General features: G+C 63.6%; 19 protein-coding genes and 1 tRNA gene. 9 read left to right on the top strand and 11 right to left on the bottom strand.

Going from position 1 to position 20,969, the window contains the following annotated elements; translation table 11 throughout:
* Positions 1 to 21: 21 nt before the first annotated feature.
* Entirely contained in the window at positions 22 to 1,164 is a 1,143-nt protein-coding gene (gene nadA / locus ACQKI2_RS10175; protein ID WP_427379589.1) for a quinolinate synthase NadA, read from the bottom strand.
* 375 nt (positions 1,165 to 1,539) lie between these two features.
* Between nadA and ACQKI2_RS10170 the strand changes: the two genes are divergently transcribed.
* The gene (locus ACQKI2_RS10170) at positions 1,540 to 2,640 is read left to right on the top strand and encodes a cytochrome P450 (RefSeq protein ID WP_427379588.1); all 1,101 of its coding nucleotides are present in this window, start codon (positions 1,540 to 1,542) and stop codon (positions 2,638 to 2,640) included.
* A 56-nt stretch (positions 2,641 to 2,696) separates the two neighbouring features.
* Here ACQKI2_RS10170 and ACQKI2_RS10165 read toward each other — a convergent pair whose 3' ends face one another.
* From ACQKI2_RS10165 to ACQKI2_RS10155, 3 genes are all read right to left on the bottom strand, one after another.
* Positions 2,697 to 3,995 (bottom strand): M20 metallopeptidase family protein, encoded by a 1,299-nt coding sequence (locus tag ACQKI2_RS10165; protein WP_427379719.1) that lies wholly within the window; start codon positions 3,993 to 3,995, stop codon positions 2,697 to 2,699.
* Between the two features lie 425 nt (positions 3,996 to 4,420).
* Entirely contained in the window at positions 4,421 to 6,010 is a 1,590-nt protein-coding gene (locus tag ACQKI2_RS10160; protein ID WP_427379587.1) for a DEAD/DEAH box helicase, read from the bottom strand.
* 198 nt (positions 6,011 to 6,208) lie between these two features.
* Positions 6,209 to 6,817 (bottom strand): superoxide dismutase, encoded by a 609-nt coding sequence (locus tag ACQKI2_RS10155; RefSeq protein ID WP_427379586.1) that lies wholly within the window; start codon positions 6,815 to 6,817, stop codon positions 6,209 to 6,211.
* Between the two features lie 133 nt (positions 6,818 to 6,950).
* Here ACQKI2_RS10155 and ACQKI2_RS10150 point away from each other — a divergent pair, with 133 nt between their 5' ends.
* On the top strand, positions 6,951 to 7,535 hold the full coding sequence (locus ACQKI2_RS10150) for a squalene/phytoene synthase family protein (RefSeq protein WP_427379585.1): 585 nt from the start codon (positions 6,951 to 6,953) through the stop codon (positions 7,533 to 7,535).
* Positions 7,536 to 7,641: 106 nt separating this feature from the next.
* On the opposite strand, the gene ACQKI2_RS10145 is transcribed toward ACQKI2_RS10150, so the two are convergent.
* The 5 genes from ACQKI2_RS10145 to ACQKI2_RS10125 form a co-directional block, all read right to left on the bottom strand.
* Complete coding sequence (locus tag ACQKI2_RS10145) at positions 7,642 to 8,604, bottom strand: lysophospholipid acyltransferase family protein (RefSeq protein WP_427379584.1); 963 nt, start codon at positions 8,602 to 8,604, stop codon at positions 7,642 to 7,644.
* A gap of 19 nt (positions 8,605 to 8,623) precedes the next feature.
* Positions 8,624 to 9,610 (bottom strand): tetraacyldisaccharide 4'-kinase, encoded by a 987-nt coding sequence (gene lpxK, locus ACQKI2_RS10140; RefSeq protein WP_427379583.1) that lies wholly within the window; start codon positions 9,608 to 9,610, stop codon positions 8,624 to 8,626.
* Positions 9,607 to 10,896 (bottom strand): 3-deoxy-D-manno-octulosonic acid transferase, encoded by a 1,290-nt coding sequence (locus ACQKI2_RS10135; RefSeq protein ID WP_427379582.1) that lies wholly within the window; start codon positions 10,894 to 10,896, stop codon positions 9,607 to 9,609. The genes lpxK and ACQKI2_RS10135 overlap by 4 nt, the downstream gene beginning before the upstream one ends.
* Positions 10,893 to 11,636, bottom strand: a complete 744-nt coding sequence (locus ACQKI2_RS10130) for a lysophospholipid acyltransferase family protein (RefSeq protein ID WP_427379581.1) — start codon at positions 11,634 to 11,636, stop codon at positions 10,893 to 10,895. The genes ACQKI2_RS10135 and ACQKI2_RS10130 overlap by 4 nt, the downstream gene beginning before the upstream one ends.
* Positions 11,637 to 11,725: 89 nt before the next feature.
* A tRNA-Val gene (locus ACQKI2_RS10125) sits at positions 11,726 to 11,800 on the bottom strand.
* 502 nt (positions 11,801 to 12,302) lie between these two features.
* On the opposite strand from ACQKI2_RS10125, the gene ACQKI2_RS10120 reads away from it, so the two are divergent.
* Positions 12,303 to 12,545: a hypothetical protein gene (locus tag ACQKI2_RS10120; RefSeq protein ID WP_035593304.1), complete on the top strand. Its 243-nt coding sequence runs from the start codon at positions 12,303 to 12,305 to the stop codon at positions 12,543 to 12,545.
* Here ACQKI2_RS10120 and ACQKI2_RS10115 read toward each other — a convergent pair.
* On the bottom strand, positions 12,515 to 13,228 hold the full coding sequence (locus tag ACQKI2_RS10115; RefSeq protein ID WP_427379580.1) for an HAD family hydrolase: 714 nt from the start codon (positions 13,226 to 13,228) through the stop codon (positions 12,515 to 12,517). The genes ACQKI2_RS10120 and ACQKI2_RS10115 overlap by 31 nt on opposite strands.
* An 81-nt stretch (positions 13,229 to 13,309) precedes the next feature.
* On the opposite strand from ACQKI2_RS10115, the gene glmU reads away from it, so the two are divergent.
* The 4 genes from glmU to ACQKI2_RS10095 are packed head-to-tail and all read left to right on the top strand — an operon-like array spanning position 13,310 to position 17,252.
* Positions 13,310 to 14,698, top strand: a complete 1,389-nt coding sequence (glmU, locus tag ACQKI2_RS10110; RefSeq protein WP_427379579.1) for a bifunctional UDP-N-acetylglucosamine diphosphorylase/glucosamine-1-phosphate N-acetyltransferase GlmU — start codon at positions 13,310 to 13,312, stop codon at positions 14,696 to 14,698.
* A gap of 6 nt (positions 14,699 to 14,704) precedes the next feature.
* Complete coding sequence (gene rpiA / locus ACQKI2_RS10105) at positions 14,705 to 15,406, top strand: ribose-5-phosphate isomerase RpiA (protein WP_427379578.1); 702 nt, start codon at positions 14,705 to 14,707, stop codon at positions 15,404 to 15,406.
* A gap of 55 nt (positions 15,407 to 15,461) precedes the next feature.
* On the top strand, positions 15,462 to 16,847 hold the full coding sequence (gene gor, locus ACQKI2_RS10100) for a glutathione-disulfide reductase (protein ID WP_427379577.1): 1,386 nt from the start codon (positions 15,462 to 15,464) through the stop codon (positions 16,845 to 16,847).
* 33 nt (positions 16,848 to 16,880) lie between these two features.
* The gene (locus ACQKI2_RS10095) at positions 16,881 to 17,252 is read left to right on the top strand and encodes a hypothetical protein (RefSeq protein WP_427379576.1); all 372 of its coding nucleotides are present in this window, start codon (positions 16,881 to 16,883) and stop codon (positions 17,250 to 17,252) included.
* Between the two features lie 15 nt (positions 17,253 to 17,267).
* On the opposite strand, the gene ACQKI2_RS10090 is transcribed toward ACQKI2_RS10095, so the two are convergent.
* On the bottom strand, positions 17,268 to 18,575 hold the full coding sequence (locus tag ACQKI2_RS10090) for an AAA family ATPase (RefSeq protein WP_427379575.1): 1,308 nt from the start codon (positions 18,573 to 18,575) through the stop codon (positions 17,268 to 17,270).
* 153 nt (positions 18,576 to 18,728) lie between these two features.
* Between ACQKI2_RS10090 and ACQKI2_RS10085 the strand changes: the two genes are divergently transcribed.
* Entirely contained in the window at positions 18,729 to 20,105 is a 1,377-nt protein-coding gene (locus ACQKI2_RS10085) for a class II 3-deoxy-7-phosphoheptulonate synthase (RefSeq protein ID WP_427379574.1), read from the top strand.
* Between the two features lie 68 nt (positions 20,106 to 20,173).
* Positions 20,174 to 20,890 (top strand): CPBP family intramembrane glutamic endopeptidase, BDIM_20840 family, encoded by a 717-nt coding sequence (locus tag ACQKI2_RS10080; RefSeq protein WP_427379573.1) that lies wholly within the window; start codon positions 20,174 to 20,176, stop codon positions 20,888 to 20,890.
* Positions 20,891 to 20,969 lie beyond the last annotated feature (79 nt).

The raw sequence follows: 20,969 nt of genomic DNA, 5'->3' as shown, positions 1-20,969 counted from the left end.
TCTGGCAACCCGGTTTACGCACTAGATGACGAGTTCCAGTTCCATCGGCTTGAGACCGGTCACGAAATCGAGCGGCCGCTCCATCTTCGGCAGCGCCAGCATCGCGTCCAGCGCCTGTTTCGCGCGCACCCGCACATCTTCCGGAATGGTCACCTCATGCGCGCCCGTCACCAGGCAATCATAGATATTTTCCAGGGTGATGCGCTTCATGTGCGGGCAGAGATTGCACGGACGGATGAAGTTCACGCCGGGGTTTTCCGCCGCCACATTGTCGCTCATCGAGCATTCGGTGAGCAGGACCACCTTGCTGGGCCGCTTCTCCGACACATAATTGGCCAGCGCCGAGGTCGAGCCGGCATAGTCGGCCGCTTCCAGCACTTCGGGCGGGCATTCCGGGTGGGCCAGGATGACGACGCCCGGATGGGCCTCGCGCAGCTGTTTCACGTCTTCGGCCGAGAACTGCTCATGCACTTCGCAGGCGCCAGGCCAGGTGAGGATGCGGATGCCGGTCTGGGCGGCCACATTCTTCGCCAGATACTGGTCCGGCACCAGGATCACAGTGTCCGAATTCCATTCCTTTGCGATGGCTTCCACTACCTGCGCCGCGTTGGAACTGGTGCAGGTGATGTGGCACTCCGCCTTCACCTCGGCGGTGCAGTTCACATAGGTCACGATCGGGTAATCGGGGAATTTCTGCTTGATCAGGCGCACATCGGCGCCCGTGATCGAGCTTGCCAGCGAGCAGCCCGCTTCCAGCGAGGGGATCAGCACGGTCTTTTCCGGCGCAAGGATTTTCGAGGTTTCGGCCATGAAATGCACGCCGGCCTGCACGATCACCTTCGCGTCCACCTTCGCGGCTTCACGCGCCAGCTGCAGGCTGTCGCCGCGGAAGTCGCCCACCAGGCTGAAAATATCCGGTGTCATGTAGTTGTGCGCCAGGATCACCGCATTCTTTTCCCGCTTCAGCCGGTTGATGCCGGCCACCAGCGGGGCAATCGCGGGCCATTCCATCGGCGTCACGAAATCCTGCACCAGCGGATAAAGCGGATCGGTTTCCGCTTTCACGGCGGCGTCATAGGCAAGGCCGCGCGCTTCGGCGCCGGATTTGCCGCGCAGCGGGGTGGGGGTAGGGCAGCCGGGACCGGCATCGATCAGACGCGCCATGGTGAACCTCCTTCAACCAATCGAGCTTATTATGCTCGATTTGAGTATAAGTTAGGCCTGAAAAGAAGCGTTTCAAGGGTTTCCTCAAAAACGCTCTGGCTTTCAGGGCTCGTTTGCGACGGAGGCGTGAACCTTATACGCAGTCTGAGCAAAAGGGTATCTAGCGCAGACGCCCCCCCAAAGCAAGGCCGTTGCCTAAATCCTGCCTTTATTGAAACTGAGTCTGGACCCGCCCGCCGCCGCCCGTTTAAGCTTGCCGCTCAACAGGAAGCCCCGCCATGCAGTCCGTCCGGAAACGCTAAGCCCTGAAACATCCGTTTCATTGCCCCTGCCGCTGTGCAGGGCGCTTGGCTGTGCTTTTCAGGACCTACTCACATGAAAACCTTCACCACCTTTGACCGGCCCACGGGCTGGCCCTCCCTTGCTGCTGCCTTCCAGGCCGATCTGGCCGCCGGTGACCGTATACAGAAGGCCCCCTGGGGCGGCCTCGCGGTTCTGGGCCATGCCCAGCTTTCGGCGCTGGCCCGCAACCCCGCCGCAGATGGCATGGCGCCCGATGCTGAGGCGATGGCCGATACCCCGGCCATATATAACCTGCTGGTGCGCTCGGTCTTCACCAAATCCGGCCCGGCCCACCGGGCAGACCGCGCCGCCCTCATCGCTGCCCTGAGCCGTGTGGATATTCCTGCCATCGCTGAGGCGGCCGTGGCGGGGCTTCCCCGTCTGGCCACCGGGCTTGATCTGAGGGCGGAGGTAATTGCGCCGGTTGTGCGCGCTGTCTGGGCCTCGGTGATCGGCTATGATGAGAAGGCTGCGCTTGCTCTGGAGCAGGCCGTCGCCGATATGGCCCATGTCCTCTCGATGGCGCCGGACCTTTCAAAGGCCGCGCTGGCCGAGGCCGGCGCCCTTGAGGCGCGGGCGCTTTCCCTCGCTGCGCTCGCGAATGACGCTCCCTTCAGCCGTGCGCTGCAGGCAGCGGTCGGGGCGGGGAACGCTGCGGATCTTATCGCGGGTATGGTCTTCGAGGCCATCGAAACCTCCACCACCGGTCTTGCCGCCTGCCTGCGCATCGCTGCAGAAAACCGGGATGCCCTCGCCGCCACCCCTCAGTGTGCGAACGAGCTGCTTCGCCTTGCCAGCCCCGCTCCCATGACCATGCGGCTCACCACCGCGCCCCTCCGGCTGGACGAGACCGAAATCGCTGCCGGAACGGCGCTCTCCATGCTCTGGGCTGCGGGCAATCACGACCCGTTGGCCTTTCCCCGGCCCGAGAGGTTCGATCCGGCGCGTCAGCAGGCGCGGCCCCTGATGTTCGGCATGGGCCGGCATGCCTGCCTCGGCCATGCTCTGGTGCGCGCCACACTTCAGGCATTGCTGGTTTTCTTTATCGCGCGGCAGCCGCAGATTGAAGGCGATACCGGCGTCTGGAATATTCTCCAGCCGTCAGACATGCCACCGCTGAAGATCAGCTGGTAACGGTCTGCTTCCGCAGGGGGCCTGGGTGGTCCTCCCCGGCCAGGGGAGGGCCGCCCTCAATCCTTGAACAGGTCCATCGCCGCCGTGGTCATCGCTTCCACGCCGGTGGCGATCGCCGGATCATAGTCCGGCCCGAACAGCGGCGAATGCAGCGAGGGCAGGGGCATGCCGTCCATCTGCGAGGCAGCAAACCGGTCGGGCGACACCGCGCCCAGCCAGAAGATCAGACCAGGGATCTTTTCATCCGTGCGGGCAAACTGGCTGAAGTCTTCCCCGCCCATCACCGGCGGCACCGCGCGCACATTCTCCGCGCCCAGCTTCTTGGCCACCGCCTTCATCGCCCGCTCGGTCAGGTCGGGATCGTTATAGGTGGCGGGCGTATAGTCGCTCTCGATCTTGATCTCCGGCGCGGGCGCGCCAAAGGCGGCGGCCTGGCCTTCGGCAATGCGCTTGATGCCGTCCAGCAGCATCTCGCGCGTCTTGTCATCGTAAGAGCGCACGGTGACCAGAAGCTCGGCTTCATCCGGAATGATGTTGTGCTTGGCCCCTGCCTTGAACGAGCCGACGGTCACCACGGCAGAGTCCAGCGGATTGGTGTTGCGGGAAACAAGGCTCTGCAGGGCCGTGACAATATGACTGCCGATCAGGATCGGGTCGCGCGTCGTATGCGGATAGGCGCCGTGCCCGCCCGCGCCTTTCACGGTAATGTCGACGCTGTCGACATTGGCCAGTGCAAAGCCCGAAGAATAGTTGATCACACCCGCCGGCGCGCTGGCCGAGACATGCAGCGCCAGATTATAATCCGGGAGCGGAAATTTCGTGTAGAGCCCGTCAGCCAGCATCGCCTGCGCGCCAAGGCCAATCTCCTCAGCCGGCTGAGCAATCATCACCAAGGTGCCCTTCCATTTGTCCTTGTTCTTGATCAGCTCCCGCGCCGTGCCGACCCAGACGGTCATGTGAATATCATGCGCGCAGGCATGCATCACCGGGCTTTCCACGCCGGTCCAGGTCTGCGAGATCACCTTGGAGGCAAAGTCAAAGCCTGTCTGATCGGGCACGGGCAGGCCGTCCATATCCGCGCGGATGAGGATCGTTGGCCCCTTGCCATTCTCGAACACGCCGACCACGCCATAGCCGCCAACGCCGGCCTTCACCTCGCCAATGTCTTTCATTGCCTTCTCGCGCACCCAGGCGTCACCAAGGCCCTCGGTCACCGTGAAGCCCAGCGCGCGCAACTCGCCCGCCATCAGCTTGGATGTTTCCACCTCGCGGAAGGAAAGCTCGGGATTGGCGTGCAGCTTCTTGTAAAGCTCCACCAGGCTGGGCTCGGCTGAGCGCAGCTCGCCCACTGGCATGCCGCTCACGGCGCTTGCGGTGGATACGGCCGCGCCATTGTCCGGGCGCAGCTCCCTGGGCGCGCCGCCATCTTCCGGCTTGTCCCCGCCGCACGCGGCCAGGCCCAGCGCCATCACGGCAACAAGCAAACTCCGGCGAATCATCATGGCATGCACCCCTTGAAACAGATTTCCCTCAACGGCCCCAAGCCTAGTCAGGAATGACGCCAGGGGGAAGGGGGCGCCCGGGAAGTGTCCGGAACTGTTCGGATTTGTCCAAATTCTGGTCCTGGAAGTCTCTGGAGCGGCGTTGGGGCATTCCTGGGAAACTTGCAATACTGCTGCGCTCGCCGCCCCCTCCGCAGGCAGAGTTATACGCTTCCCCCAAACGCAGACCGGCCGCGCCCAGAGAGCGCGGCCGGCCGGAAGAGTTCGTGGGAAACGCCTTAGCGTTTCAGGAAGGCGGGAATGTCCTTGCCGAAGCCGACCACGCGGTCAGGTGCCGGCTCCAGGATCAGGTCATCATCCTTGCGCTTGTAATCGCGCTGCGGGCGGTCGCGGTCACGCTCGCGCTTTTCGCCGCGCGGCTGGTCGTCATTCCGTTCACGGCGTTTTTCATTGCGGGCGGGGCGCTCGCGGCGGGGTTTTTCCGGAATGGCGGGGGCTTCAGCCCTTTCTGGCGCTTCCACCGCTTCGATGGCCACGGGTGCTTCGGCAACGGCCACATCGCCGTCTTCCTGCTCGCGGCGGCGCGGGCTGCGCTCAGCGCGGTCACTACGCTCGCTATTGCGGCCACGGGCGCTGCGCCCACCCCGCTCGCCCCGGTCGCGGTCACGTCCGCCCTTGCGGTCGCGCTTTTCTTCGGGGGGAAGGGTTTCAAGTTCCTCGAGCAGGCCTTCCGGCATGAATTCCGGAACGTCCTTCTTGATCATCTTCAGCACGAAGCCCCAGGACTTATCGTCCGCAGGCGTCACAACCGTATAGCTTTCACCGGTGCGCCCGGCGCGGCCCGTGCGGCCGATACGGTGGACATAATCTTCATCCTTCGGCGGCGGGCCGAAATTGAAGACGTGGCCAACATCGGGAATATCGAGCCCGCGCGCGGCCACATCAGAGGCCACGAGTAGTTTCAGCTTGCCATCCCGGAAGCGCTGGAGCGTTTCGGAACGCACGCTTTGCGGCAGGTCGCCATGGATCGGCGCAGCGTCATGGCCATGCTTGGTCAGCGAGGCGGCGACGATATCCACTTCGACCTTGCGGTTACAGAAGACGATGCCGTTCTTCACATTGGTCGCTTCGATCACGCGGCGCAGCGCCGTGCGGCGGGCTTTGCCGTCATTGGTCGGCAGCTTGACCACGAATTGCGAGATCGTCTCGGCGGTCTGCGCAGGGCGGGCCACTTCGATCTTCTTCGGATCTTTCTGGAAGGTCTTGGCAAGGCGCTGAATGTCGGCCGGGAAGGTGGCGGAGAAAAGCAGCGTCTGGCGGTTGGGCGGCAGCTTGGTGCAGATCTTCTCGATATCCGGAATGAAGCCCATGTCGAGCATCCGGTCAGCTTCGTCGATGATCAGCGTTTCCACGCCCATCAGCAGCAGCTTGCCGCGGTCGAACTGGTCCATCAGGCGGCCCGGCGTCGCGATCAGCACGTCCACGCCGCGCTGAAGCAGGGTTTCCTGATCCTTGAACGACACGCCGCCGATCAGCAGCGCCATCGTGAGCTTCAGGTATTTGCCATACTTCTCAAAGTTCTCGGCAACCTGCGCGGCCAGTTCGCGCGTCGGGCAGAGGATCAGGCAGCGCGGCATCCGCGCGCGAGCCCGGCCGGTGGACAGGCGCTGGATCATCGGCAGCACGAAGGCGGCCGTCTTGCCGGTGCCCGTCTGGGCAATGCCGGTCACGTCGCCGCCCATCGCGATATGCGGAATGGCTTCGGCCTGGATCGGGGTGGGGATGGTGTAACCGGCTTCGGTCACGGCCTTGAGAATATTCTCGGCCAGGCCAAGGTCGGCGAATGTTACAGTCTGGGTGTCGGTCAAGTTCAGTCTCCGGGATGTCTGGTTGATTTGCCTGGCCGCCCGGATTGGCGGCTCTCGTCCTGCGTCTGCCAGACCCTATGTCTGGCCAGTCACAGCCGGGCGAATCCCATGCCCGGAGCGTTTGATGCGGTGCACATAATGCAAAAACGCCCGCCGGGGAAGGGCGGGCGTTCGCTTTTTGTGCAGTCTCAGAAGGCTTTACGCGCCGGCATCGGCCAGATTCTGGTTCACGAAGTCCCAGTTCACGAGGCTATTCAGGAAGGTATCGATGTAATCGGGGCGGCGGTTCTGGTAGTCCAGATAGTAGGCGTGCTCCCACACATCCATCGTCATCAGGGGCGTGGTGCCCTCTTCGGTTAGGGGCGTTTCGGCGTTCGGCGTCTTGGAGATCACCAGCTTGCCGCCCTTGTAGGAGAGCCAGGCCCAGCCAGACCCGAACTGGGTTGCGCCCGCCTGTTTGAACTCTTTGACGAAGTTGTCATAGCCGCCAAGGTCGCGCTCAATCAGCTCGGCCACCTTGCCGTGGGGCTTGCCGCCGCCGTCCGGTCTCATCGAGTGCCAGTAGAAAGTGTGGTTCCACACCTGGGCGGAGTTGTTGAAGATGCCGGCCTTGGATTTGTCGGCAGCCGAAATCTTGATGACTTCCTCAAGGGATTTGCCGGCAAGGTCGGTGCCTTCGACAAGGCCGTTGAGGTTGGTCACATAGGCCTGATGGTGCTTGCCGTAGTGGAAGTTCAGGGTTTCTTCCGAGATATGGGGGGCAAGGGCGTTGCGGGGGTAGGGCAGGTCGGGGAGGGTGAAGGCCATGGCGGTGTCCTCTTTGCGCAGGTTTTGGTCTCTTTCGCTCGGGAGCGGTTTCGCACATATGGGGGCCATGTCAAACGAGACCAGACCCCTGACCCAAACCCCTTGGGAAGAAATTGACAAAAGAGTCCGGCGTGTGGACGAGGACCGCTGGATTTCCAGCCGGTTTGCTCCCGCCGCAGAGCGCCGGGCGCTGATCGCGCTCTACGCCCTGGCTTACGAGCTTGTCAGGGTGCGCGAGGCGGTTTCGGAAGAGACGCTGGGGCTGATCCGGTTTCAGTGGTGGCGCGAGGCGATCCAGGAGATTGCCGAGGGAAAGCCCCCGCGCGGGCATGATGTGTGCCTGGCGCTTGCTGAAGAGATTGCAGCAGGCCGCCTGAAACCCGGCGCGCTGCAGAAGCTGGTCGATGGCTATCAGACCGCATTTCTGGAGAATGACCGCTCGCGCGAACCCGAAGGCTGGCTTGGCCTGACGGCGGCCAATATCCTGATCCCGGCGCATAACTGGGCAGGCGATCTGCAGGCCGTCGCCGCTGCCTATGCCGCCGCGCGCCGTCATGCGTCCAAGGCGTTCGGCCCGATCGTCTCGCCCGCGCCCAAGCAGATGCGCCCGGCGATTGCCCATTACCGGCTGCGCAAACTCTATTGCGAAGGGAAGCGGCCCAACCCCTTCACCAAGCGGTTTTCGATCATGAAGGCGATCAATTCCGGCGAGGTTTGAGGGCGCTGAAAAGCGGGGATAAGTCCGCAAAAAGCTCCAAGGGAACTCCAAAAAAACTCCAACGACGGGCCAAAAAACTCCAACCGCGTTGGAGTTTTTTTGTGCCTTACAGCACGCCCGCTTCTTTCCACGCTTCCTTCGGCCAGCGGCGGTGTTGCCAGAACCATTGGCCGGGATGGGCCCGGACCTGGGCTTCGATGAAATCGGTGATGCGCTGAACCGAGCGGCGGACATCGGCGTCCTGGTCGCCGGTATCTTCCGGGATGAACGGCGTGTGGAACTCGATCCGGAAACGGGCCGGGCCGGTGCGCGTGGTCGATACCGGAACGATCGGCACCTGATATTTGAGGGCCAGGCGCGAGGGGCCGGGCGCGGTCATCGCGGAATGGCCGAAGAAGGGCACCGGGATGCCCTCATTGAACTTCTGATCATTCATCAGCGCGACAGGCGCGCCCCGGGCGAGGGCCCGCATGAGTTCACGTGTACCGATGCCCTTGGGCGCGTTGACGGCAGTGCCGTAATCATGGCGCAGCTCTGCAATGCGCTTGTCGATATGCGGATTGTTCAGGGCACGGTAGGTCATCACCGCATGGGGAATGCGTTTGGTGATCGCCGCCGGCATGATTTCCCAATTGGCGAAATGGCCGGAGATGAAGACGGCGCCCTTGCCGCTGTCGCGTATGCGATCAAGTACGTCGAGGCCGATAATCTCGACCCGTCCGGACGTATAGGGATCAATGCTTGGCAGGTGGGGCAACTCGCCAGCCGTGCGCCCGGCGCTTTCCCAGGCGGCGAGCGCGGTGGCTTCCACCTGTTCCTCGCTCCAGCCCGGAAAGGCGAGGCGGAGGTTGCGCCGGGTTGTCTTGTGCTGGGAGAGAAGCGGGCCGACCTTCTTCACCAGCCAGCCGCCGAAATCGGAGGCCTTGTCCGGCCCCAGCATCTTCATCGGGCCCCAATAGATGAGATCCCAGGCGATGGTCTCCAGCCGCCATTGCAGCCGCTGGCCGAAGCTGGCGCGGTTATCGATGTCCTTCGGGCGGACATAGGCGGTGGGGGTCTGGTCGTTCATGGGCTGCGTCAGCTTTCCGTCAGCTTTTGAAGAGCGGCGCGAGCACCGCGTCAAGCGCTGCGGTATCCTCGAACACTGCGGTTACCGGCCAGGCGTGGATTTCCTGCCGCACTTCCGGGGGCAGGCGGACATGGTCCTTGGTGGTGGTGACGAGGCGCGCGCCATGATCGCGCGCCAGGCTGCGGAGGAACTGGATGTCGCCTTTGGCATAGGGATGATGATCCCCGAAGGGCACCGCGTCGGAGACATGGCCGCCCGCCTCGGCCAGGCTGTCGAAGAATTTCTGCGGGCGCCCGATGCCGGCAAAGGCGACGAGCGGGCCGGGCGGCGGGGCCTCCGCCGGGGCGAGCCGCGCGCGCAGCACGGGCAGGCCGCTGGCGGCAACTTCGCCCGGCATCGGGCCTTCGCCCATCAGGACAACGGCATCGGCGCGGGCGAGCCCTTCAGGCACCTTTTCCCGCAGCGGCCCCTTGGGCAGCACCTGGCCATTGCCGAAGGGCGCGCCCGCATCAATCACGATAAAGGTGAGGTCTTTCTTCAGGGACGGGTTCTGATGGCCATCATCCATGATGATCACGTCTGCGCCTGCCGCCGCCATGGCGCGGGCCGCTTCCGGGCGGCCGCGCCCGATCCAGGCCTCGCCGGTGGCGGCCAGGAGCAGCGGCTCGTCGCCCACATCGCGGTAAGTGTGCGCGGCGGCGTCAACCCTCAGGGGGCCTCGCTCCCTGCCGCCATGGCCGCGGGAAAGGCTGGCGGCGCGCAGGCCGCGCGCAGTGATCCGGTTACGGATGGCTTCGGTTACCGGCGTCTTGCCGGCGCCGCCGGCGGTGAGGTTTCCGATACAGATGACCGGCACGGGGGCGGTTTCGGGCACGGCGCGCGCCAGCTTCCGCCTGAGGCCCCAGAGATAGAGCATCGAGAAGGGTGTCAGCAGCAGGCGGGTGAGCGGGGCAGCTTCACGGGATCGCGGATCAAGGCCGGCCGACCAGAAATGCGGCGCTCTCACCGCCGGTTCTCCCAGGCGCCATCATTGCCTTCCAGCAGGGGCCTCGGCACCAGCGGCAGCAGCACGCCCAGCGTCAGCAGCATCGGCTCGTCCGCTTCGGCGGCGAGTTTGGCCAGCGCATCTTCCGGCACCGGCGGGGGCGCTTGCAGGAAAGTGTGCAGGGCAGCCGGGCCATCGACCGTGTGGACGAGGCCGCTCGCCTCGAGGCTTGCCATCAGGTCTGCGAAATTATGGACGCGCGGGCCGGTGGCGACGGGGCGGCTGAGGCGGATCGGCTCCAGCGGGTTGTGCCCGCCAATGCCTTCGGCATGACCGCCGCCGAGATAGACCGCTGTGGCCAGGCGCAGCCAGGTGCCCATTTCGCCCATCGTGTCGGCCAGCAGCACGCGGTCGCGCTTGTCGGGTTGGACGCCTTTGCTGCGGCGGGCATGGCGCAGGCCGCGCTGTTTCAGCAGGGCTTCGATCTCGTCGCCGCGCTCGGGATGGCGCGGGGCGATGATGAGGGCGACATCTTCGTGCAGCGCGGCGGCGGCATCGAGGAAGAGTTCCTCCTCACCCGGATGGGTGGAGGCGGCCAGGAGGCAGCGGCGCCCGGCGATGAAATTGGCGGCGATGCGCGTCATCTCCACCTCATTGGCGCCAGGCGGAGGCAGGGCGGATTTGAGGTTGCCGGCCGCGCGCACCGGGCGGCCCAGCAGATTTTCCAGGCGCTGGCCGGTATCCAGATCTGCGGCCAGAACAATGTCGAAATTCCCGACAAGCTGGCGGAACAGGCTGCGCACCTTCTGCCAGCCTTCGGCGGATTTCTGCGTCATCCGCGCATTGACGAGCGCGGTGCGCGCGCCGGACGCGCGGGCCTCATGGATCAGGTTGGGCCAGATCTCGCCCTCGGCGAAGACGCAGAGATCCGGCTTCCAGTGCCGGATGAAGCGGCGGGCGGCCTGGGGCGTGTCCAGCGGGGCCATGGCATGGATGGCGTTATCGGGCAGCAGGGGGCCCAGCACGCGGGCGGAGGTGACCGTCTGGCTGGTGAAGACCAGCATCAGGCCGGGACGCTCGGCAATCATGCGGCGGCCCAGCTCCAGAAGCAGGCCGCTTTCGCCGACACTGGCGCCATGCAGCCAGACCAGCGGGCCGGGCCGGCGCGGCGGCAGGCGTTTGGCGTAGCGCTCATGCAGGCGCAGATAGTCTTCCTTGCCCTTGCGCGCCCGGTCGCTCAGCACAAGGCCGAGGAAGGGCGAGGCGGCATAGGTGGTGAGCCGGTAGGCGAATAACGCAGGCGTCATTCTGTCATAAGCTCCGGCCTGGCGGGTTGTTCGGGATAGCCGGCAAGCGTTTCGGCGCGGCGGGTTGCTTCATCCATGCCGCGTTGCAGCGCTTCTTGCAACGCCTCGGGCGATGCCTCCCGGGGGCAGACGATCAGCGGGCCGAAGACGATGGCGCCGCGCGTGAAGGGCAGGGGGATGATGAAGCGGTCCCAGCTTTTCAGGCGCGGGGCGGGCCGGGTGGAGATGGCATAGGGCAGAACGGCGGCGCCGCTGCGCTGGGCGAGGGTAACGGCGCCCTGGCTGGCGATGCGGCGGGGGCCGCGTGGGCCGTCCGGCGTCATGCAGACATAGCCGCCGCTGCGCAGGCGGCTGGCGGCTTCGGCGATGGCGCGCATGCCGCCTTTGTCCTTGTTCGTCTTCTTCTTGTTACCCGTGGAGCCGCGTACGACATCCAGATCGAGGTGTTTGAGGGCGCGGGCGACGGCCTCGCCATCGGGCGAAAGGGAGATCATCATGGCGGCGCGGCCCCGCTTTTCCGGCCAGTGGCGCACCGCCCGGTTCCAGCCCGACGGCATCAGCAGGATGGTCTCATGCCAGCACGCCACGATGAGGCCGGGCTTTTCAGCGGCCAGGGCGGCGCGCGCCTCGGCTTCGCCTTCGATCGTCCAGCGCACCGTGCGGCCAACCAGCGCCATCCAGGCCCAGATGAGGAATCCGAGCACGGCAACAACAGGGGCAGAGCGGAAAAACGCTTTCATCGGGCGGCTTATACTGCGCTTCGCGCCCTGCGCCATTGAACAGTTCAGAAAGGGTGGGGAACCGGCAAGAACGCGGACGGAAAGGAGAATGGTGGGCGATACAAGGTTCGAACTTGTGACCCCTGCCGTGTGAAGGCAGTGCTCTACCGCTGAGCTAATCGCCCGACCGCGAGCGGGGTGGGTAATCTTGCTTCAGGATGAGGTCAAGCACATATCGCAAGGCAGCTGCGAGATAGGCGAAGACGGCTTTTCGTGGTTAAGTACGGAAAAGTGGACGCATGGGTCGTCGGGAGAGCCATGCGAAATTGCATGATGCGCGAGCGGGCAAGTAAGTTATACTTCTTATAAGGGTAGATCGCAGTAGGCGCCGAAATTGTGCAGCGCAACTGCAAACGGTTGCAATTAAACGGGCAACACTCCAATCAAGATCACAAGATGAACGCAAGATGAATGGCCGTTCATGCTGAACATTTGTTCATATTCTTAGTTTAAGAAAAAGTTATATAGAATTACTCTTGAGAAACCCGGCAAACATTGTCATCTACCGGACATACACAGATGGGCCGGCAAGGTCCGCGTGATGAACCTTAAGAAGGACAGGCACAGATGGCCCCCCATAGGGCTGTCTCAACTTCAAGAACGATAAGATCGCCTGGAGAGAGCAGAGTGAAAGACTGGTGTGACGAAGAAGGCGCAAAGCGCCTCCGTGAAAAAATCAATTCGTATTGGGCAGAACGTGGTTACGAAGTCGATGTCGACCTCGTGGACGCAGGTTTTGTCCCCGCGATGCGGAGCGCCCGCTGCGACGTGCGTTCCAATATGGTCAATGGCATGCCGCGCCGCCGCGCTGCCGGTGAGGTTGGGTCGTCGCGCCCGACTTACCGTCCGCGCAACGAAGCGACGGCTTGATCCCTCAGGACTGACAAGGCTGGCACCAATTCGGAATAGTGGCCGATGACTGCATCGGGCGCGAGATTTTCGACTGTTTCAGCTTCGTAGCCAAAGGTCACAAACAGGAAGGGCAGCCCGGCATTCCGGGCTGCCCTTTCATCTGTCCGGCTGTCGCCCACGAACAAGGCGCGGGCCGGTGTGCCGCCCGCCGCGCGGACGGCTTCAAACACATGATCCTGATGCGGCTTGCGATTGGTCGCCCGGTCGGCGCCGAGAATGGCGGCGAAGCGGGTGGTCAGGCCAAGCTCGCTGATCAGCCGCTCACTGAGATCCTGGCGCTTGTTGGTGCAGACGCAGAGTGTGGCGCCCGCATCCAGCAGAGCATCCAGCGCGTTGATGCAGCCCTCAAACGGGCGCGAGCCGACCGCGATGTTTTCCACATAATAACTGATGAAGCGATCAAAGGCGGCGTCCATGTCCGGTGCGGGCAGGGTGACCCCGTGCACGCCAAATCCACGCTCCATCATCGCGCGGGCGCCATTGCCGATCAGCGTGGCAATCGTCGGCAGGTCCACCGGGGCAAGGCCGGCATCGATAAGCACATGATTGAGCGCGCCCAGCAGGTCTGGCGCGGTATCCACCAGCGTGCCGTCGAGATCGAAAGCGACAGTCCAGCCCTCGAAGCTGCCCATTTCCGCCATGCCAGACCCTCCTTCGCCCTCGCCAAGATGCGGGGTTTCGTCTAGGCGATGGGGCAGAGGAAAGCGAGAGGGAGCCCGCACTTGACTGACACGCCCAAACAGCGCGCCGCCGTCATCCTTGCTGCCGGCAAGGGAACCCGGATGAAGTCGCCCCTGCCCAAGGTGATGCATGCCGTCGCCGGGCGGCCGATGGTCGACTGGTCGATCGCGCTGGCGCGGAAAGTTGGCGCGGAGAAGATCGTCGCAGTGGTGCATCCGTCTCAGGATGTGCTGATCGCGCATCTGGGAAAACACCATCCCGACATTGCCATTGCCTATCAGGACCCGCCGCAGGGCACAGGCCATGCGGTGCGCTGCGCTGAGGGCGCGCTGGCCGGGTTTGAGGGCGATCTGGCCGTGCTCTATGGCGACAGCCCGCTGGTGCCAGCGGCGACCATCGAAGCGCTTTTCGGCACACTTTCCGGCAAGACCGGTCTCGGCGTACTCGGCTTTGAGGCGGAAGATCCCGGCCTTTATGGCCGCCTGATCACTGCCGAAGATGGCAGCCTGGAGGCCATTGTCGAAGCGCGTGAAGCCACGCCGCACCAGCTCAGGGTGCGCCTCTGCAACTCAGGTGTCATGGCAGGCCGCGCGGGCGACATGTTCCGCCTGCTGGCAAAGGTGACCAACAATAATGCCAAGGGCGAGTATTACCTGACCGACCTTGTGGGCCTTGCGCGCGCCGAAGGCATCGGCTGCGCCGTGGCTGTTTCCGGTGAGGATGATCTGATCGGCTGCGATTCCAAGGCCGACCTCGCCGAGGCCGAAGCGATCTTCCAGAGCCGCCGCCGCCGCGCGCTGATGGAGGCGGGCGTCACCCTGGTAGCCCCGGACACCGTATTCTTCTCTCATGATACCGAGATTGGCCCCGATGCGGTGATTGAGCCGAATGTGGTGTTCGGCCCCGGCGTGAAGGTGGCGGGCGGGGCGCAGATCCGTGCGTTCAGCCATCTGGAAGGCGCGGTTGTTGGCGAAGGTTGCAGCGTTGGCCCCTATGCCCGTCTGCGGCCGGGCACGGTGCTGGCGGACAATGTCCATATCGGCAATTTCGTCGAGACCAAGAACACTGCCATGGGCGAGGGCGCCAAGGCAAATCACCTCGCCTATCTGGGCGACGGCGCCATCGGGGCGGGTGCCAATATCGGCGCGGGCACGATTTTCTGCAATTATGATGGCTATCTCAAACATCAGACCGATGTGGGCGAGGGGGCGTTTGTCGGCTCCAACTCCGCCCTCGTTGCGCCGGTGCGCATCGGGAATGGCGCCTATGTCGGCTCCGGCAGCGTGATCACCAAGGATGTGCCCGACGACGCGCTGGCCGTGGGCCGGGGCCAGCAGGTGACCCGCGAAGGCTGGGCGAAGAATTACCGGGCAAAGAAGGCCGCCGAAAAGGCCGCCCGCACCAAAGGCAAGGACAAGCAGAACGGATAGCCTCTCATGGCCAGCGATACCGAAAAGCAGAACGCCGCCGCCGCCGCGTTGGATTTCGTCGAAGAGGGCATGACGATTGGCCTCGGCACCGGATCGACGGCGAAGTTCTTCATCGAGATGCTGGCCGACGAGATTGCCGATGGCCTTTTGGTGCGCTGTATCGAAACCAGTGTGCAGACGCGGGACCTCGCCCGGAGCCTCGGCATTCCGCTGATCCCGTTCGAGCAGGTGGACCGCATTCACCTCACCGTCGATGGCGCCGACGAGATTGGCCCCGGCGGCGTGCTGATCAAGGGCGGCGGGGCGGCGCTGCTGCGCGAGAAGATCATCGCCAATGCTTCCGATCATATGGTTGTGATCGCAGATAGCTCCAAAGAAGTGCCGCATATCGGGGCGTTTCCGCTGCCGGTGGAAGTCACGCCGTTCGGCTACACGATCACCGCGAAAAAGGTGCATGACGCGCTGGTGGCGTCTGGCGTGGAGCGTCCGCGCATCGAACTGCGCAAGACGCCTGGAAGCGCTGCCTTGCTAGTGACCGATGGCGGCAATCATATCCTCGACTGCCATTGCGGGCGCATTCCCGACCCGGCAAAGACCGCCGCTTTCCTCTCAGGCGTGCCAGGCGTGGTGGAGCATGGGCTTTTCATCGGCCTCGCGCGTACCGTGATCATCGGTGAGGAAAATGGCGCCCATATCATTGAATACTGAGGCGGGCGCCTCACATCTGCTGCCGGTAACTCATTAGAAATCCAAGGAATATCCCATGACCGACGCCGCCTATGACTATGACCTGTTCGTGATTGGCGGCGGATCGGGCGGGGTGCGCGCCGGAAGGATCGCGGCGCAGGCGGGCGCGAAGGTGGGCCTGGCCGAGGAATACCGGATGGGCGGCACCTGCGTTGTGCGCGGCTGCGTGCCGAAGAAGTTCATGGTGTATTCCAGCAAGTATGGAAAGGACATCGAATTTTCTGCCGGGTACGGATGGTCTGTGGGCGAGGTGTCCTACGATCATGAGAAGTTCATGGTGGGTCTGCATGCCGAAGTGGACCGCCTGTCAGCGATCTATGACCGTAACCTGAAGAATGCCGGCGTGGACGTGTTCGATGACCGGGCTGAGTTTGTGGACAAACATACGCTGCGCCTCAAAAAATCCGGCAAGACGATCACCGCGAAGAAGATCCTGATCGCCGTGGGCGGGCGTCCCTGGCTTCCGTCTGCGGAGGAACTTCCCGGTGTTGAGCATGTGATCGATTCCAATGGCGTGTTCGAGATGACAGAGCTGCCCAAACGCATGGTGATTGCGGGTGGCGGCTATATTGCGGTGGAGTTTGCGCATGTGTTTTCCGGGCTCGGCACAGAGGTTTGCCTTGTTTATCGCGGAGACACCGTGCTGCGCGGCTTTGACGACGAGATCCGCCTCGCTGTGCATGAAGGCCTCAAAGAGGCCGGCGTGCGCGTGGTGACGAAATGCGTGTTCAAATCCATCGCGAAGACTGATGCCGGCCTGACCGTGACGCTCAGCAGCGGCACAGAGATTGAGACCGATGTTGTGCTGATGGCTGTGGGCCGGCGGGCGAATACGGATGATCTCGGCTGTGACAAGGCGGGCGTGAAGCTGGCCGAGAATGGCGATGTGATCGTCGATGAATGGTCGCGCACGAATGTAGAGAATATCTGGGCCGTCGGCGATGTGACGGGCCGTGTGGCGCTGACGCCTGTGGCGATCCGCGAAGGCCACGCCTTTGCCGATACAGAGTTTGGCGGCAGCCCCTGGAAGATGGATCATGCCAATATTCCGACGGCGGTGTTTACCCAGCCGGAAGTGGGCACGGTGGGTATCTCCGAGGCCGAAGCCCGCAAGACCTATGGCGAGATCGACATCTACAAGACGAAGTTCCGCCCGATGAAGAATATGCTGAATGGTGACCAGACGCGCACCTTCATGAAGCTGGTCGTGCGCGCCTCAGACCAGCGCGTTCTGGGCGTGCATGTGGTGGGCGATGACGCTGCCGAGATGATCCAGACCGCCGCGATTGCCGTGAAGATGGGCGCCACCAAGCAGGATTTCGACCAGACCTGCGCCCTTCACCCATCCGCGGCGGAAGAACTTGTCACGATGCGGACGAAATGGGTGCCGGAAGGGGTTTAATTATTCTTCGGCTAGACGTGGTAGTGGTCAAAAATGGAAGACAAGACATTCGATCTCATCTCCGTCGTCAAAGAGGCATTGCCGCTTCACCAATTCTTCCGTCGAGACGAATTGGTGAAGGATCGGGACAAAAAGCTGATGGCGGAACTTGGGTTGTCCCGGTCGGCCTTTCTCAGAATGCTGGGTGAGTTTGAGGGCGAACTGGGCGTCAAGGTTCCCGAAGGCATCCTTGCGAGCTATAAATTCTTTCCACGGACGATGTTGAAATTCCTGCCGCCTCGAAAGGTTTGGGCTTATGAGTTCGGGGAAATACCCGACATGTCGATCAACGAGCTGGCTGCGATTGTTGAGCATGGCTATTGGCCCGCCGAGTTTTTCCGGGAAGCGTTTCAGACGACCGGCTAGCGGCAAGGAGAGGTATCAGTGCCCTTTCTTTCCCTCATTCAGATCACGGATTTCCAGCGCCACCTGTTTCAGGCTTTCGCGGACGGGCTTGAGGCCCCCGCCGCGCCCGGCATGGGTGACCAACTGGCGCCAGGCGGGCTGGCCTTCCTGCGGGGCCTTGACGGCAAAATGCGCCGAGCGGGGCAGGGCAGCGGTCAGCAGCGCTTCTGACAGCGGGAAACCCGCAATCTCGTCAAACACCCCATTGCGCGCATCAGCTTCGAAGGTGGATTGTTCGTTCCGGTTCACGGCGTTGAAGAGGATCGACAGCGCAGGGCGTCTTGCTTCTTCGATCTGATTGCGGATCACCTGCGCGAGCAGGCGCACGCCGCGCAGGGAATAGATGTCGGCATGCATCGGCGCGATCACCCGGTCTGCCGCCTCCAGCGCGCAGCGCGTCAGGAAGGTGGCGTTGGGGTTGGTATCGAAGACGATGAGGTCATATTCGCTGCGGTAATGCTCCACGCTGCGCAGGAAATGCTGCTTCACGGCGGCCAGAGCGTCCGGGTCGCCCGAGAAAGCGTATTTGGAAATCTCGAACTGGCCGGAGATGATGTCGAGGCGTCCCGGCGGGCCGTCCACGCCCAGAACGGGGTGTACGAACTGATCGCGCGGGGCGGGCGTGAAGGGCTGGATTGTGAGGCCGAGCCAGTTTTCGGCAGGCGAGGCCGCGTCACGCGCATGCAGGCGCGAGCGCTCGAACAGGGAGATCACCGACCGGTCCTGCGCGGAGGAACCGTCGGCGAGATCCATCGGGTAGAAGGTCTGGGTGAGATTGTATTGCGGATCGAGGTCAATCAGCAGCACGCGGCCCCCAAAGGCTTCCTGCCAGGCGCCGAAGACCTGCGCGGTGACGGTGGTTTTGCCAACCCCGCCTTTGAGGTTCATCACCGCGATGACCGGGCATTTCTTCCGGTAGGCATCCTGGGCTTCGGCCACGAGCTGGCCGAGCCCGTCCGGCATGGCGGAGGAGAGGCGCAGATGGGGCTGGACTTCCTGCTTGAAGAAGCCGTTGAGGCGCGCCTTGTCGACCTGGTAGGGAATGAGCTTCAGGCCCATCGCCTTGGCGGCCTCCACATCCTGGCGCACACGGCGGGAGCGCACGCCCTCGGCGGACACCAGCACGATGATGGCAAAGGCCCGGTCGATAGCGGCGTCGGCTTCTGCGCGGGACGTGTCCTCGCCGGGGTAGAATACCGTCACCGAAGCGGCCCGCAGCGCCTCATGCAATGCGAGCAGGGCGTCCGGGTCTTTGCCCGAATGGCTGATATATACGTGCGACATGTGGCCCCGCGGCGCATGAATCTTCTGTCTGAACCGGCCTTTTAACGGGCCCGCCCGCGATTCCGCCATCTTCTTGCAGTGAAATTATGGTGAAACTTGAGCAATGGGCGCTCATATGGTTTATCGCGGCGAAAACTGAGTGAGACCCGAGCAATGACCTGGCATCCTTCCGACTGGCGCAACCTGCCTGCCAAGCACATCCCGCAGGATTATCCTGACGCGGCCGCCCTGGCAGCTGTTGAAGGCCGCCTCCGGAGCTTTCCGCCGCTGGTATTTGCCGGCGAGGCCCGGCGCCTGAAAGCGCGGCTGGCCGATGTGGCCGCCGGCAAGGCGTTCCTGCTGCAGGGCGGGGACTGCGCGGAGAGCTTCAAGGAATTCCACCCGGACAACATCCGCGACACGTTCCGCGTGATCCTGCAGATGGCGGTGGTGCTGACCTTTGCCGCGGCCAAGCCCGTCGTGAAGGTGGGCCGTATTGCCGGCCAGTTCGGCAAGCCGCGTTCGGAGCCGACAGAGACGATCAATGGCGTGACGCTGCCTTCTTACCGGGGCGACAATATCAACGGCATGGAATTCACCCCTGAGTCCCGTATTCCGGACCCAGAGCGCCTGATCCAGGCCTATTCGCAATCGGCCGCTACGCTGAACCTGCTGCGCGCCTTCAGCCAGGGCGGCTATGCCAGCCTTGCCAACGTGCAGCGCTGGATGCTCGGCTTCGTCGACCGCTCCTCGCAGGGCGAACGCTATCAGAAGCTGGCCGATCAGATCTCTGCCTCCCTGCGCTTCATGGAAGCGGTCGGCCTCAATGCCGAAAGCGTTCCGCAGATGTCGCAGGTGGAGTTCTACACCAGCCATGAGGCGCTGCTGCTGGGCTATGAGGAAGCGATGACGCGCATCGATTCCACCAGCGGCGACTGGTATGACACTTCCGCCCACATGCTGTGGATCGGCCACCGCACGCGGCAGGTGGATCATGCCCATGTCAATTTCTGCAAGGGCATCAAGAACCCCATCGGCATCAAGTGTGGCCCCGGCATGGAGACCGACGAGTTGCTCCGCCTGATCGACACGCTGAACCCGAAGGACGAGCCTGGCCGCATCACGCTGATCTCGCGCTTCGGCTCGGAAGGCGTGAAGGCTGGCCTGCCGCCGCTCGCCCGCGCGGTGAAGAAATCCGGCCGCACGGTCGTCTGGTCGTGTGATCCGATGCACGGCAACACGCTGAAAACCGGCACCGGCTTCAAGACGCGGCCTGTTGACCGCGTCCTGTCCGAAGTGCGCCAGTTCATCGATGTGCTGTCGGCCGAGGGCTGCTATCCGGGCGGGGTGCATTTCGAGATGACCGGCCAGAACGTGACCGAATGTATCGGCGGCGCGCAGGCGATTTCGGAAGAAGACCTCTCCAGCCGCTACCACACCCATTGCGACCCCCGCCTCAATGGCGAGCAGGCGCTGGAACTGGCCTTCCTCATCGCCGAGAAGCTGCAGGCCGCCGAAGCCGACGCCGCCGGCGCGCGCAAGGCGGGATAAGTCCGGCCTGAAATGCATCCAAACTCCTCTGCCGCTGCATCTGAGCATCGGCAGAGGAGACGGGATACATGGATGAACTTATCCGGACATTGATCGAGACGGGATTTCTGGCGGGGCTTGGCCTGCTGGGCGCGGCTGTTTTCCACAGCGGGTTCCGGTGGCGGTGGCTGGTGGCGGCGCTGGTGCTCAACCTGGTGTATCAGGCGCTGCTGACACGCGGTTTCTGGATGATCCCGGACCCGTTCCCTCAGGCAGACTGGAACTGGGCCGGCAAGCTGGCGGCGATTGCCGGCACGCTGATCGTCATGTCTTTGCCCGCTTTCGGCTGGAAGCGTTGTGGCATGACGCTGGATCAGGGCCCGCGCTGGGGCGGGGCACTGGGGGTGTTCTGCGCGCTCGCCGGCCTGTTCTTCTGGCTGGCGCTCAGCGGGGCAGACGGGAAACCGGACAGCCTTGAAACGATCGCTTTCCAATGGACCATGCCGGGGCTGGATGAAGAGCTCTTCTATCGCGGCACGCTGCTGCTTGCTCTCAACGAGGCCTTCCGTGGGCGGATCGGTATTGCCGGCGCGCCCATCGGCTATGGCGGCGTGCTGACCAGCCTTCTTTTCGGCATCACCCATGCGCTGAGCTACAAGGCGGGCGCGGTGGATTTGGACCTGATGACCTTTGCGATGACGGGCCTGCCGGCCTTCCTCCTGCTATGGCTGCGCGAGCGCACCGGCAGCTTGCTGCTGCCAGTGATCGCCCACAACATCGCCAACGGCGCCTCGACGCTGTTCTGACGGAAAGCCCCCCCGATGGGGGCGCGCCTTCGCCCTGCCTGTTGCTCTCAGGCATCGCCGGAAAAATCCTTGTCCGGAC

Origin of the sequence: Hyphomonas sp. NPDC076881 (genome assembly GCF_050269995.1) — a bacterium.
Lineage (GTDB): Bacteria > Pseudomonadota > Alphaproteobacteria > Caulobacterales > Hyphomonadaceae > Hyphomonas.
The sequence above is the reverse complement of the archived record's forward strand: the minus strand, read 5'-3'. Positions and strand labels throughout refer to the sequence as shown.